The 13,145-nt window shown below is 74.0% G+C and carries 15 protein-coding genes; 12 read left to right on the forward strand and 3 right to left on the reverse strand.

Going from position 1 to position 13,145, the window contains the following annotated elements:
- Positions 1-36 precede the first annotated feature (36 nt).
- The 7 genes from glmS to ACFV4P_RS21360 all read left to right on the forward strand — a co-directional run bounded on the left by glmS (position 37) and on the right by ACFV4P_RS21360 (position 7,385).
- Complete coding sequence (gene glmS / locus ACFV4P_RS21330) at positions 37-1,893, forward strand: glutamine--fructose-6-phosphate transaminase (isomerizing) (protein ID WP_380473284.1); 1,857 nt, start codon at positions 37-39, stop codon at positions 1,891-1,893.
- A 61-nt stretch (positions 1,894-1,954) separates the two neighbouring features.
- Positions 1,955-2,323 carry a holo-ACP synthase gene (locus ACFV4P_RS21335; RefSeq protein WP_380473286.1) on the forward strand — a complete coding sequence of 123 codons (369 nt, stop codon included), beginning with the start codon at positions 1,955-1,957 and terminating at the stop codon, positions 2,321-2,323.
- Positions 2,324-2,445: 122 nt separating this feature from the next.
- On the forward strand, positions 2,446-3,885 hold the full coding sequence (locus tag ACFV4P_RS21340; RefSeq protein ID WP_380473288.1) for an NAD(P)H-hydrate dehydratase: 1,440 nt from the start codon (positions 2,446-2,448) through the stop codon (positions 3,883-3,885).
- Positions 3,886-4,030: 145 nt separating this feature from the next.
- Complete coding sequence (gene alr / locus ACFV4P_RS21345; protein WP_380473290.1) at positions 4,031-5,212, forward strand: alanine racemase; 1,182 nt, start codon at positions 4,031-4,033, stop codon at positions 5,210-5,212.
- 153 nt (positions 5,213-5,365) lie between these two features.
- Positions 5,366-6,508: an alpha/beta fold hydrolase gene (locus ACFV4P_RS21350; protein ID WP_380473292.1), complete on the forward strand. Its 1,143-nt coding sequence runs from the start codon at positions 5,366-5,368 to the stop codon at positions 6,506-6,508.
- A gap of 61 nt (positions 6,509-6,569) precedes the next feature.
- Positions 6,570-7,079: a tRNA (adenosine(37)-N6)-threonylcarbamoyltransferase complex ATPase subunit type 1 TsaE gene (tsaE, locus tag ACFV4P_RS21355; protein WP_380473294.1), complete on the forward strand. Its 510-nt coding sequence runs from the start codon at positions 6,570-6,572 to the stop codon at positions 7,077-7,079.
- A 102-nt stretch (positions 7,080-7,181) separates the two neighbouring features.
- The gene (locus ACFV4P_RS21360) at positions 7,182-7,385 is read left to right on the forward strand and encodes a hypothetical protein (protein ID WP_380473296.1); all 204 of its coding nucleotides are present in this window, start codon (positions 7,182-7,184) and stop codon (positions 7,383-7,385) included.
- A gap of 15 nt (positions 7,386-7,400) precedes the next feature.
- Here the strand turns inward: ACFV4P_RS21360 and ACFV4P_RS21365 are convergent, their stop codons facing one another.
- Positions 7,401-7,973, reverse strand: a complete 573-nt coding sequence (locus ACFV4P_RS21365) for a L,D-transpeptidase (protein WP_143200023.1) — start codon at positions 7,971-7,973, stop codon at positions 7,401-7,403.
- 133 nt (positions 7,974-8,106) lie between these two features.
- Here ACFV4P_RS21365 and tsaB point away from each other — a divergent pair, with 133 nt between their 5' ends.
- The 5 genes from tsaB to ACFV4P_RS21390 all read left to right on the forward strand — a co-directional run bounded on the left by tsaB (position 8,107) and on the right by ACFV4P_RS21390 (position 11,574).
- Complete coding sequence (gene tsaB / locus ACFV4P_RS21370; protein WP_380473298.1) at positions 8,107-8,754, forward strand: tRNA (adenosine(37)-N6)-threonylcarbamoyltransferase complex dimerization subunit type 1 TsaB; 648 nt, start codon at positions 8,107-8,109, stop codon at positions 8,752-8,754.
- A 45-nt stretch (positions 8,755-8,799) separates the two neighbouring features.
- Positions 8,800-9,279, forward strand: coding sequence for a ribosomal protein S18-alanine N-acetyltransferase (rimI, locus tag ACFV4P_RS21375; protein ID WP_380473591.1), 480 nt, complete (start codon positions 8,800-8,802; stop codon positions 9,277-9,279).
- Positions 9,272-10,357: a tRNA (adenosine(37)-N6)-threonylcarbamoyltransferase complex transferase subunit TsaD gene (tsaD, locus tag ACFV4P_RS21380; protein ID WP_380473300.1), complete on the forward strand. Its 1,086-nt coding sequence runs from the start codon at positions 9,272-9,274 to the stop codon at positions 10,355-10,357. Before rimI ends, tsaD begins: the two co-directional genes overlap by 8 nt.
- Positions 10,354-10,614, forward strand: coding sequence for a hypothetical protein (locus ACFV4P_RS21385; protein ID WP_380473302.1), 261 nt, complete (start codon positions 10,354-10,356; stop codon positions 10,612-10,614). Before tsaD ends, ACFV4P_RS21385 begins: the two co-directional genes overlap by 4 nt.
- Positions 10,615-10,689: 75 nt before the next feature.
- Positions 10,690-11,574, forward strand: a complete 885-nt coding sequence (locus ACFV4P_RS21390) for a polysaccharide deacetylase family protein (protein WP_380473304.1) — start codon at positions 10,690-10,692, stop codon at positions 11,572-11,574.
- Here the strand turns inward: ACFV4P_RS21390 and ACFV4P_RS21395 are convergent.
- Positions 11,550-12,728, reverse strand: coding sequence for a methyltransferase domain-containing protein (locus ACFV4P_RS21395; RefSeq protein ID WP_380473306.1), 1,179 nt, complete (start codon positions 12,726-12,728; stop codon positions 11,550-11,552). The two genes, ACFV4P_RS21390 and ACFV4P_RS21395, sit on opposite strands and share 25 nt — an antisense overlap.
- A gap of 21 nt (positions 12,729-12,749) precedes the next feature.
- Positions 12,750-13,088, reverse strand: coding sequence for a DUF6234 family protein (locus ACFV4P_RS21400; RefSeq protein ID WP_380473308.1), 339 nt, complete (start codon positions 13,086-13,088; stop codon positions 12,750-12,752).
- Positions 13,089-13,145: the final 57 nt, after the last annotated feature.

Genomic DNA, 13,145 nt, shown 5'->3' on the forward strand with positions numbered 1-13,145 from the left:
GACAGGCCTCGAACAGCGACACCTATGCTGGCGCATATGTGCGGAATTGTTGGATATACGGGCCCGCAAGCGGCCCTCGACGTAGTGATCGCCGGTCTGCGGCGGCTGGAATACCGGGGCTACGACTCGGCCGGCGTCGCGGTGCAGACCGAAGGAGCCGACGGGCAGCGGCTCCTGGCAACCGACAAGCGGGCCGGAAAGCTCGTCAACCTGGAGAAGTCGCTGGCCGAAACCCCTCTGCCGGCCGGCACCACGGGCATCGGCCACACCCGCTGGGCCACCCACGGCGCGCCCAACGACGCCAACGCCCACCCCCACCTGGACGACCACCGCAAGGTCGCGGTCGTCCACAACGGCATCATCGAGAACTTCGCCGTGCTGCGGGCCGAACTCGCCGACCGCGGCCACACGCTGCGCTCCGAGACCGACACCGAGGTCGTCGCCCACCTGCTCTCCGAGGCCTACGACGGCGACCTCGCCGAGGCCATGCGCACCGTCTGCCGCCAGCTGGACGGCGCGTTCACCCTGGTCGCCGTGCACGCCGACGCGCCCGACGTGGTGGTCGGCGCCCGCCGCAACTCGCCGCTGGTGGTCGGCGTCGGCGACGGCGAGAACTTCCTCGCCTCCGACGTCGCCGCGTTCATCGCGCACACCCGCGAGGCGATCGAGCTCGGCCAGGACCAGGTCGTCGAACTCCGCCGCGAGGGCGTCACCGTGACCAACTTCGACGGCACGCCCGCCGAGGTCCGCGAGTACCACGTCGACTGGGACGCCTCCGCCGCCGAGAAGGGCGGCTACGACTACTTCATGCTCAAGGAGATCGCCGAGCAGCCCAAGGCCGTCGCCGACACCCTGCTCGGCCGGATCGGCGCCGACGGCCGGCTCACCCTCGACGAACTGCGCATCCCCGACCAGGTGTTGCGCGAGGTCGACAAGGTCGTCATCGTCGCCTGCGGCACCGCCTTCCACGCCGGCATGATCGCCAAGTACGCGATCGAGCACTGGACCCGCATCCCCTGCGAGGTCGAGGTCGCCAGCGAGTTCCGCTACCGCGACCCGATCATGGACGACCGCACCCTGGTCATCGCCATCTCGCAGTCCGGCGAGACCATGGACACCCTGATGGCGCTGCGGCACGCCCGCGAGCAGGGCGCCAAGGTCCTGGCGATCTGCAACACCAACGGCTCGACCATCCCGCGCGAGTCCGACGCCGTGCTCTACACCCACGCCGGCCCCGAGGTCGCCGTCGCCTCCACCAAGGCCTTCCTCACCCAGCTGGTCGCCTGCTACCTGGTCGCGCTCTACCTCGGCCAGGTGCGCGGCACCAAGTGGGGCGACGAGATCTCCTCCGTCATCCGCGAACTCGGCGACGCCCCCCGGCAGGTCGAGCAGGTGCTCGGCACCATGGAGCCCGTCCGCGCGCTCGCCCGTTCGCTGGCCGACGCCCCCGCGGTGCTCTTCCTCGGCCGCCACGTCGGCCACCCGGTGGCCCTCGAAGGCGCGCTCAAGCTCAAGGAGCTCGCCTACATGCACGCCGAGGGCTTCGCCGCCGGCGAGCTCAAGCACGGCCCGATCGCGCTCATCGAGGAGGGCCTGCCGGTCGTCGTGGTGGCGCCCTCGCCGCGCGGCCGCTCCGTCCTGCACGACAAGATCGTCTCCAACATCCAGGAGATCCGGGCCCGCGGCGCCAGGACCATCGTGATCGCCGAGGAGGGCGACGAAGCCGTCGTCCCCTACGCCGACCACCTGATCCGCATCCCCGCCACCCCGACCCTGCTCCAGCCCCTGGTCTCCACCGTCCCGCTCCAGGTCTTCGCCTGCGAACTGGCCACCGCCAAGGGCCACGAGGTCGACCAGCCGCGCAACCTCGCCAAGTCCGTCACCGTCGAGTAGCCCGCGTATCGTCCATGCCTGCGTGCGCAGGACTGCGCAGGCATGGACGAGGGAGTCGGACGTGATCATCGGGGTCGGCATCGACGTGGCGGACATCGGACGGTTCGGGGAGTCCCTGGAACGCACCCCCGGCCTTGCCGAACGCCTCTTCACCGCAAGCGAGTTGACCCTCGCGTCCGGACAACGCCGGGGCACCGCCTCGCTCGCCGCCCGGTTCGCCGCGAAAGAGGCTCTCGCCAAGGCCCTCGGCGCACCCCCCGGCCTCCGCTGGGAGGACGCCGAAGTCCGCGTCGAACCCTCCGGCCGCCCCGTCCTCCACGTCACCGGCACCGTCGAGGCCCGCGCCGCAGTGCTGGGAGTGACGGGCTGGCACGTCTCGCTCAGCCACGACGCGGGCGTCGCCTCGGCGGTCGTGATCGCCGAGGGCTAGTCGGGGGCTGGTCGGGGGACGGGCCGGGACGCGAGGACCTGCGCGAGGCGGAAGTCCCCCGCCCGTGAGATCGCGCTGCGGACAATGACGTGCACGTGCTCGCGCCCCGAAGGAGAAGCCACATGCGCCACGCCCATCGCGTAGAGCAAGTCCGCGCCGCCGAAGCCACGTTGATGGCCGCCCTCCCCGAAGGCACGCTGATGCAGCGCGCCGCAGCCGGTCTCGCCGCCACCTGCGCCGGGCTGCTGCCCCGGGTCTACGGCAGCCGCGTCCTGGTGCTGGCAGGCTCCGGCGACAACGGCGGTGACGCGCTGTACGCCGCCGCGCGTCTCGCCCGTCGCGGGGCCCGCGCCGAAGCCCTGCTGCTCGACCCGGCCAAGGCGCACGCCGAGGGTCTCGCCGCGCTGCTGGCCGCCGGGGGCCGGGTCACCGACGATCCGACCGCGTTCGGCCGCGCCGACCTCGTGCTGGACGGCATCGTCGGCATCGGCGGCCGCGGTCCGCTGCGCCCCGCCGCCGCTCCCTTCGCGACCATGGAACGTCGCGGGCCGGTGGTCGCCGTCGACGTGCCGTCCGGCGTCGACCCCGACACCGGCGAGGTGGCCGGCCCCGCGCTGCGTGCCGACGTCACGGTCTGCTTCGGCACCCACAAGCCCGGCCTGCTGATCGACCCCGGCGCGGAGTACGCGGGCGTGGTCCACCTGGTGGAGATCGGACTCGACCTGCCGCCCGCTCCCGTCCAGGCCCTCCAGCACGCCGACGTGACCGCGCTGCTGCCCGTCCCCGGCGCGGAGAGCGACAAGTACCGGCGCGGCGTGGTCGGCATCGCCGCCGGCTCCGCCCGCTACCCCGGCGCGGCGCTGCTCGCCGTCGCCGGGGCGCTGCGCGGCGGCGCGGGCGCGGTGCGCTACACCGGGCACGCCGCCGAGGAGGTGGTGCGCCGCCACCCGGAGACGCTGGTCACCGACGCCGGCCCGGCCCGCGCTGGACGGGTCCAGGCGTGGGTGGTCGGGCCGGGCGGCGGCGACGGCGCCGAACGCTCCCTGCGGGAGGCCCTCGACACCGACGTGCCGGTGCTCGCCGACGCCGACGCGCTCACCGAACTCGCCCGACTCGGCCCCGACCTGCTGGCCGGCCGGCCCGCACCCACCCTGCTCACCCCGCACGCCGGTGAGGCCGCCCGCCTGCTGGCCGGCGTCGACGAGCACACCGACGCCGACACCGTGGCCGCCCGCCGCCTCCGGTCCGCCCGCCTGATCGCCGCCCGCTACGGCGCGACGGTCCTGCTCAAGGGCTCCACCACCGTCGTCGCCGACCCCGACGGCACCGCCCGCGTCAACCCCACCGGCACCGGCTGGCTCGGCACGGCCGGCAGCGGCGACGTCCTCTCCGGCCTCACCGGCTCCCTCCTCGCCACCGGCCTCACCCCCCTCGACGCCGCCTCCGCCGCCGCCTACCTGCACGGCCTCGCCGGCCGCCACGCCGCCGGCCCCGGCGCCCCGATCACCGCACTGGACATCGCGGACGCGCTGCATCCCGTATGGCAGTCGCTGGCGGAGTGACGAGCCGCCGGCGGAACCGGAACGCCGTCCACCGCGTGGAGACAGCGGAAGGGGCAGGGCGTACAGGTGGACGGGTGACACGGCACCGCCGGTCGGCCGCGCCCCTGATGGGGGGACCGGCGGGGGTCTGGGAGACTGATACGCGATGACGACTGCGAACACCACCGGGACACCCGCACTGACGGAGGGGGTCCGCGCCGAGGCGACCGTCGACCTGGCCGCCCTGCGTGACAACCTGGCCGCGCTGCGCGCCCGCACCAACGGCCCCGAGTTGATGGCCGTGGTCAAGGCCGACGCCTACGGCCACGGCGCACTGCAGTGCGCCCGGGAGGCGATCGCCGCCGGGGCCGGCTGGCTCGGCACCGCCACGCCGCAGGAGGCGCTCGCGCTGCGCGCGGCCGGCATCGGCCCCGAGCAGGCCCGGATCCTCTGCTGGCTGTGGACGCCCGGCGGCCCCTGGGAACAGGCGCTGCGGGAGTCCGTCGACATCTCGATCAGCGGCCAGTGGGCGCTGGACGAACTCCTCGCCGCCGTCCGCGCCACCGGCATCCCGGCCCGGGTCCACCTCAAGGCCGACACCGGCCTCGGCCGCAACGGCTGCCAGCCGCACGACTGGCCCGACCTGGTCGACAACGCCGCGAAGGCGCAGGCCGACGGCATGCTGCGGGTGGTCGGCGTGTGGTCGCACTTCGCCGCCGCCGACGAGCCCGGCCACCCGTCCATCCAGGTGCAGCTGGACTCGTTCGCGCAGGCCCTGGCATTCGCCGAACGGTCCGGACTCGACCCCGAGGTGCGGCACCTGGCGAACTCGCCGGCCACCCTGCTGCTCCCGCAGTCCCACTACGACCTGGTCCGGCCCGGCCTCGCCATGTACGGCCTGTCGCCGGTGCCGGACTTCGGCACGCCCGCCGAGTTCGGCCTGCGGCCGGTCATGTCGCTGACCGCCCGGCTCGCCCTGGTCAAGCGCGTCCCCGGCGGCCACGGCGTCTCCTACGGGCACCACTACGTCACGCCTGGGCCCACCACCCTCGGCCTGATCCCGCTCGGCTACGCGGACGGCATTCCGCGCCACGCGAGCAACACCGGGCCGGTGCAGATCGGCTCCGGCCGCTACCGGGTGGCCGGCCGGGTCGCGATGGACCAGTTCGTGGTCGACCTCGGTGGGGACGTGCCCGAGGTCGGCGAAGAAGCCATGCTGTTCGGCTCCGGCGAGCGGGGGGAGCCGACGGCGGAGGACTGGGCGCGGGCGTGCGGGACGATCGCGTACGAGATCATCACTCGGATCGGGGGGCGGGTGCCCCGGCGGTATGTGGGAGGGGTGCAGTAGTGGCTGTCTCCGTTGCGGCGCACGCACGTTCAACCGGCTGTCCGGGCCGCGATCTTTCCGACGGGTGCCTTCCGCTTCGCGCAGTTCCCCCCCAGCCCTTGGCGGGCTGGGAGGTGCCCCCACGCGCCCCTGTTGCCGCGTCCCCCTGCGTTCATGGCTGAGTCGTCGGGGGTCTCCAGGGCCGGGCTGATCGGGATATCGCTCGGGGTGCTGGCTGCCGGGGCCGCCGCCGGCGTCGCGGTGGAGCGGCTGACGGTGGGGCGGGCGATGCGGCGGCGGGCGCGGGAGGAACTGGACGCGGCGGCGCCGTTCGGGTCGTTGCGGGGGGTGCCGCAGCGGGTGCGGGCGGACGACGGGACCGAGCTGTACGTGGAGGTGGACACCGTCGAGGGGCCCGGGCCGACGGTGGTGTTCTGTCACGGGTACTGCCTGAACCAGGACAGCTGGCACTTCCAGCGGGCGGCGCTGCGCGGCGCGCTGCGCGGGGTGTTCTGGGACCAGCGCAGCCACGGCCGCTCCGAGCGGTCCCGCTCGTACCTGAAGGGGGAACCGGCGTCGATCGACCAGCTCGGCGGGGATCTGCGGGCGGTGCTGGACGCGGTGGTGCCGGAGGGTCCGATCGTGCTGGTCGGGCATTCGATGGGCGGGATGACGGTGCTGGCGCTGGCCGCCCAGCATCCCGAGCTGTTCGGGCCGGACGGCCGGGTGGCCGGGGTGGCGCTGATCGGGACGCTCGCCGGCGGCTGGGACTCGGTGACGCTGGGGCTGCCCGCGGCCGGGGCGAAGATGGTGAAGCGGGTCGCGCCCGGCGTGGTGCGGCTGCTGGGCCGGCAGGTCGAGCTGGTGGAGGCGACCCGGCGCTGGGGGTCGGACCTGGCGGCGGTGTTCTACCGGCGGTTCTCGTTCGGCGGGAAGGACGTGGACCCGGCGGTGGTCCGGTTCGCCGAGCAGCTGTTGGACGCCACCCCGATCGACGTGGTCGCCGAGTTCTACCCGGCGTTCTCGCTGCACGACAAGCAGGCGGCGCTGGCCGCGCTGGGCGGCGTGCCCAGCCTGGTGCTGGCCGGCGCCAAGGACCTGCTGACCCCGCCCGAGTACTCGGAGGCGATCGCCGCGGCGCTGCCCGGATCCCGGCTGGTGCTGGTGGAGGACGCCGGGCACCTGGTGATGCTGGAACGCGCCGACCTGGTCGACCGGGAGCTGGTCGCGCTGCTGGAGCGGGCCGCCGAGCGGGCCGGCACCGGCCCGCTGCCCCCCGCGCTGCGGGCGTGGGGCGGGGAGCAGCAGGAGGGCTGAGCGGGCGTCCGCGCGCGGTGTGGCACCGTAGGGGTGGCCGCAACGAACGAAGAAGGACGCCATGGGTTCGCAGACCACTCTGACCGTCGCCACCGCGGAGCGGATGACCGGCCTGGGCCGGCGGCTCGCCGCCCTGCTGCGCCCCGGTGACCTGGTGCTGCTGTCGGGGGAGCTGGGCGCGGGCAAGACCACGCTGACCCGCGGCCTGGGGGAGGGCCTGGGGGTGCGCGGCGCGGTGACCTCGCCGACGTTCGTGATCGCCCGGGTGCACCCGTCGCTGACCGGCGGCCCCGCGCTGGTGCACGTGGACGCGTACCGGCTGGGCGGCGGGCTGGACGAGATGGAGGACCTCGACCTGGACGTGTCGCTGCCGGAGTCGGTGATCGTCGTGGAGTGGGGCGAGGGCAAGGTCGAGCAGCTCTCCGAGGACCGGCTGGAGGTCCGGATCGAGCGGACGCTCGGCGGTGCGGAGGCGGACGTCGTGGACGAGGCGGACGGGCGGCGGGTCACGGTGACCGGGCTGGGCGGTCGCTGGGACGACGTCGACCTCACCGTATTGGGTGACAGCTGAACCCGGTTTCCGACAGCGTGTCGGGAAACTGTTGCGGCCCGGCCGGTGGGCGTGATGGGATGGCATCAGCAGGTTAGGTGTGCCTAACTAGGGAGGCGCCCCATGGCGAGCACCACCCCCCGGACCGACGCCCGTCCCGAACCGGCCGACGCCGCCGTCGACGCGGCGCGGGCCGACGCCGAGCGGGCCGACGCCGAGCGGCCGCGCACCGACGCGCCGGAGAACCCCGTGCCGATGCGGGCGCTGCTGGCGTCCTGCCGGGCCGCGAAGGCGGTCTCCACCCCGCCGGAGCGCCACGCCGCGTAGCTGCGGCGGGCCGGGTCAGGCGACCACGACCACCCGGGTGCCGTTCGGCGCGAAGTCCCACAGCGACTGGCCGTCCGGACGGGACGCCCGGATGCCGCCGGTCTTCGTCTTCGGGTCCAGCGACGGCGCGGGCGCGTTCTCGTCCACCAGCGCGCTGAAACCGAACACCGCGCCCTGCTGCTGGGCGAAGCGCACCACGTGCTCGATCTGCCGGCCGTCCGTGCCGGTGCCCGCCGCGGTGCGGCTGTACACCGTGTAGGCGCCCGGATTCGGCAGCGCGTTGCCCGGCGTCACCTTGAACGAGCCGACCACCTGCTCCGGCTTCTTCGGGTCGACCAGCCACACCTGCCGGTCCTTGAGCGAGAACACCACCCGCAGGCCCGCCCCGGAGTCCGCCGGCAGCGGGGGAGCGGTCGGCTTCTCACTGGCCGACGGCGAGACCGCCGCGGCCGGGGCGCTCGCCGAGGCCGGGGTGGCCGCCACCGCGCGGGACGCGGCGCCGTTCGCCTGGAACGCCAGCAGCCCGATCACCGCCATGGCGCCCAGGGTCAGTCCGCCGACCACCACACCAGGGCCCAGCTTCGCCACGTCCGCTCCTCAACGCTCCGGGTGTCCTGTTCGAGGCCCATCGTGCCAGGTCCGCGCCGCCGCTTCGGCCTCTTCCGATCGTGTGTTCCCGGCCGGTGCGGGCACTCGCGCCGGACCCTCTAACCTTGAACGCGTGCTCCTCCTCGCCTTCGACACCGCCACCCCCGCCGTCACGGCCGCCGTCCACGACGGCGAACGCGTGCTCGCCGAGTCCTACGAGGTCGACGCCCGCCGGCACGGCGAACTGCTGCTGCCCACCATCGACGCCGTGCTGCGCACCGCGGGCGTGGACAAGCGACAGCTCACCGACCTCGCGGTCGGCGTCGGCCCCGGCCCGTACACCGGCCTGCGGGTCGGCCTGGTGACCGCCGCCGCGCTCGGCGACGCGCTCGGCCTGCCCGTGCACGGCGTCTGCACCCTCGACGCGATCGCCCACCAGGCCCGCACCGAGGGCCTGGACGACGCGTTCACGGTCGCCACCGACGCCCGCCGCAAGGAGGTCTACTGGGCCTCCTACGACGCCTCCGGCGCCCGGATCTCCGGCCCCTCGGTGGACCGCCCGGCCGAGATCGAGCCCGGCGAGCGGACGGTCGGCGCGGGCGCGGTGCTGTACGGCCTGCCGGCGGCGAGCGGCCCCGAGCACGTGTCGGCGGGCGCGCTCGCCGACTTCGCGGTCCGCGAGCTGGCCGCCGGCCGCGAGCTGCTGCCGAACGCCCCGCTGTACCTGCGGCGCCCGGACGCGCAGGTGCCCGCGGGCTACAAGGCGGTGCTTCCGGCGTGACGCGGACGGGACTCGCCGGCCGTGGCTGAGTACTCCCTGCGCCCCATGCGCTGGTGGGACATCGAGCCCGTGATGGCGCTGGAGCACCTGCTGTTCCCCGAGGACGCCTGGTCGCGCGGGATGTACTGGTCCGAACTGGCCGAGACGTACCCGGGCGGCAGCCGGCACTACGTGGTGGCGGTGGACCGGGACGACGCGGTGGTCGGCTACGCCGGGCTGATGTCCGTCGGGGTGGACGGCGACGTGCAGACCATCGCGGTGGAGGCCGGGCACCAGGGGGCCGGCCTCGGGGCGATGCTGCTGACCGAACTGGTCGAGGAGTCGGTCCGGCGCGGCTGCGCCGAGCTGCTGCTGGAGGTGCGGGTGGACAACCTGCGTGCGCAGCGGCTGTACGAGCGGTTCGGGTTCGAGCCGGTCGGCATCCGGCGGGGCTACTACCAGCCCGCCAACGTGGACGCACTGGTGATGCGTCTGGACCACCTGGCAAGCGATGCAAGCGATCTGAAGGATCATCACAATGGCTGACGAACCGCTCGTCCTCGGTATCGAGACCTCCTGCGACGAGACCGGCGTCGGCATCGTCCGCGGCACCACGCTGCTCGCCGACGCGGTCGCCTCCTCGGTGAACGACCACGCCCGGTTCGGCGGCGTCGTCCCGGAGATCGCCAGCCGGGCGCACCTGGAGGCGATGGTCCCCACCATCCAGCGCGCGCTGGACACCGCCGGCGTCAAGGCGAGCGACCTGGACGGCATCGCCGTCACCGCCGGGCCCGGCCTGGCCGGTGCGCTGCTGGTCGGCGTGAGCGCCGCCAAGGCGTACGCCTGGGCGCTGGACAAGCCGCTGTACGGCGTCAACCACCTGGCCTCGCACATCTGCGTCGACCAGCTGGAGCACGGCCGGCTGCCCGAGCCGACCATGGCGCTGCTGGTCTCCGGCGGGCACTCCTCGCTGCTGCTCTCCGGCGACATCACCAGCGACGTGCGGCCGCTCGGCGCGACCATCGACGACGCGGCCGGCGAGGCGTTCGACAAGGTGGCGCGGGTGCTCGGCCTGGGCTTCCCCGGCGGCCCGGTGGTGGACCGGATGGCCCGCGAGGGCGACGGCAGGGCGATCGCCTTCCCGCGCGGCCTGAGCAGCGCGAGCGACCCGGCGTACGACTTCTCGTTCTCCGGGCTGAAGACCGCCGTGGCGCGCTGGGTCGAGGCCAAGCGGCGGGCCGGCGAGACCGTGCCGGTCGCGGACGTCGCCGCGTCCTTCCAGGAGGCCGTCACCGACGTGCTCACCCGCAAGGCCGTGCGCGCCTGCAAGGACAACGACGTCGACCACCTGATGATCGGCGGCGGCGTCGCCGCGAACTCCCGGCTGCGCGAGATGGCGCAGCAGCGCTGCGACAAGGCGGGCATCGTGCTGCGGGTGCCGCGCCCGGGCCTGTGCACCGACAACGGCGCGATGGTGGCGGCGCTCGGCGCCGAGATGGTCTGGCGCAACCGCGCCGCGTCCTCCTTCGACCTGTCGGCGGACTCCTCGCTGCCCGTCACCGAGACGCACGTCCCGGGGCGGCACGGAGACTTCCACGCGCACGCCCACGAGGCGCTGAAGTGACCCTGGCGGCGATGTGGGAGGCCCGGGCGACGGACGGCCGGGGGGGTGAACTGCACGCCTGGGCGCGGGAGTTCGCGCTTCCGGCGGTGCGCGGGGCGGCCGGGCTGGAGCGGGTCGAGCTGTTCACCGCGCCCGGCGAGCGGGTGCTGATGATCGCGCTCTGGGCGGGCGAGCCGCAGCCGGTGCCGCAGCCCCCGGCGGAGCTGCTGGCGCGGCCGGTGCACCACTGGACCTTCACCCGTACGGATGCCGGGTAGGCAACCGCGGAGCCGGTAGCGTTCGTCCAGTACATCGACACGCCTGTAGAGCTTGGAGAGTGGGGGACACCGGTGATGAACAGGGCCCGGATCGGATACGGGGTGGGCGCACTTGCCGTGCTGCTGGCCGCGAGCGGGTGCGGCAGCTCCGCGCCCGCCGCGAAGTCGGCCGCCCCCGCGCAGCCCGCCGCCGCCTCCTCCTCCGGCACCGGTGCACCGTCCGGCGCGGCGTCGACTCCCGCCCAGGACGCGGCCGGTGACGCCGCATGGGCGAAGTGGGGCCTCAAGCCGCTGGCCAAGACGCCCCCGCCGCCCGCCGACAAGCCGATCAAGCTGACCAGGTCCGGCGCCGTGCCGGTGTTCAGCGAAGTCCCCACCCAGGACAAGGTCGTCTTCATCACCATCGACGACGGGGCCGAGAAGGACCCCAAGTTCGTCCAGATGCTCACCGACCTGAAGGTGCCCATCACGATGTTCCTGACCAAGGACATCGTCAAGAACGACTACGCCTACTTCAAGCCGCTGCAGGCGCTCGGCAACACCATCCAGAACCACACCGTCGACCACCCGGTGATGAGCAAGATCCCGGCCGCCAAGCAGAAGTCCGAGATCTGCGACGACCAGACCGCCCTCACCGAGCAGTACGGCACCGCCCCCTACCTGTTCCGCCCGCCCTTCGGCGACGGAGCCAACACCCCGACCCTGAACACCTCGGTGCAGGAGTGCGGGCCGCGCGCCATCGTGCTGTGGCGGGAATCCATGCAGATCCACGACATGCAGTACCAGTCCGCCGACAAGAAGCTGAAGAACGGCGACATCATCCTCGCCCACTTCCGCGGCCCGTCCGAGCTCAAGGGCGAGAGCATGACCTCGATGTTCGGCGAGATGCTCGCCCGCATCCAGGAGCAGGGCTTCGCGGTCGCCCGCCTCGACGACTACATCGCCAAGCCCACCGGCTGACCCAGCATCATCACCGGGCCGGCCGCAGTACGCGCGACGATCACCGTCACCGCGTTCGGCCCGGACGGCTTCAACTGCCGCCGCAGCTCCTCCGGCACCACCGACGCCCCGCGCTTCTTGATCACCACGGTGCCGATCCGGCGCTCCTTCACCAGCGCCTTCAACTTCTTCACGTTGTACGGCAGTACGTCGGTCAGCTCGTAGGCGTGCGCGTACGGCGTCGGGTGCAGCTCGTCCGAAGTGACGTACGCGATCATCGGGTCGAGCAGCCGGCCGTTCGTCGCCCGGACGACCTCGGCGACCATCCGGCCCCGGATCACCGCGCCGTCCGGCTCGTACAGGTACCGGCCCACCGGGCCCACCGGCTGGTCCGGCAGCGCACCGCCGGCCAGCGAGTGCGGGCCCGGCAGGAGCGTCGCCCGGTACGGCTCGGCGGCGCCGGTGCCGAACCACAGCACCGCCTCCTTCACCTCGCCCCGGTCCGACACCCACTCCGCCTCGGCGCCCTCCGGCACCAGCTCGTGCGGGATCCCCGGCGCCACCTTCAACGCCCCGAACGGGGTGCGCCGGGCCGCCTCCACCGCCCAGGACAGCGGCGGCGAATACGCCTCCGGGTCGAACACCCGGCCGCGCGAGGTGCGCCGCGCCGGGTCGGTGAACACCGCGTCGAAACCGTCCGTGTCGACCTCCGCGACGTCCGCGCAGCGCACCTCCACCAGCTCCGCCACGCCCAGCGCCGCCGCGTTCGCCCGCGCCACCTCGCAGGTCAGCTCGTCCCGGTCCACCGCCAGGACCGCGATCCCGGCCCGGGCCAGCGCGATCGCGTCCCCGCCGATCCCGCAGCACAGGTCCGCCAGCCGCTTCACCCCGAGCGCCGCGAACCGGCCCGCCCGCCACTCGGCGACGCTGCGCCGCGTCGCCTGCTCCACCCCGTTCTGGGTGAAGTACATCGACCGGGCGTCCGCCCCGAACTTCGCCTCCGCCCGCTGCCGCAACCGCGCCTGCTCGAACGCCGCCCGCACCAGCTCGGACGGGTACTCCCGCCGCAGCCGGGTCGCCAGCGCCAGCTCCTGCTCCGCGGTGAACTCCCGCAACTCGGCCAGCAGCGCCTGCCCCTGCTCGGTCAGCAGCGCCCGGAACGATTCGATCTCCACCCCCTCATTCTCGCTGCCCGCTCACCCGCCGGTCGCCGAGCAGTCCGACCCGCTGAAGCAGGGCCGGTAGTCGCTCGGCAGCGGCTCCGGCCGGTGGTCCCCGTCGTGCCGGTGGTCGTAGGCGTACCCGGCGACGGCCGGCGCCAGCACCGCGAGCGCCAGCAGCCCGTGCACCACGGCGGTCACCCAGTACCGCCGCCACCCGGCCGGCGCCGCGAACACCGCCGGCAGCGCGGCGAAGCAGAACAGCACCGTGAGCCCGTCGACCGTCTCCCTGCCGCCCGAAGCCCAGGCGGAGAGTCCCACGTACAGGAACAGCCAGGTGCCGACGGCCGCGGTCGCGCACAGCAGCGCGAGCATGGCCAGAACGTCGATGCGTCACCCACCGAGCGCCGAGGGCAGGACCGCCGCCGGCAG

Source organism: Kitasatospora sp. NPDC059795 (assembly GCF_042732175.1).
In the GTDB taxonomy this organism is placed as follows: domain Bacteria; phylum Actinomycetota; class Actinomycetes; order Streptomycetales; family Streptomycetaceae; genus Kitasatospora.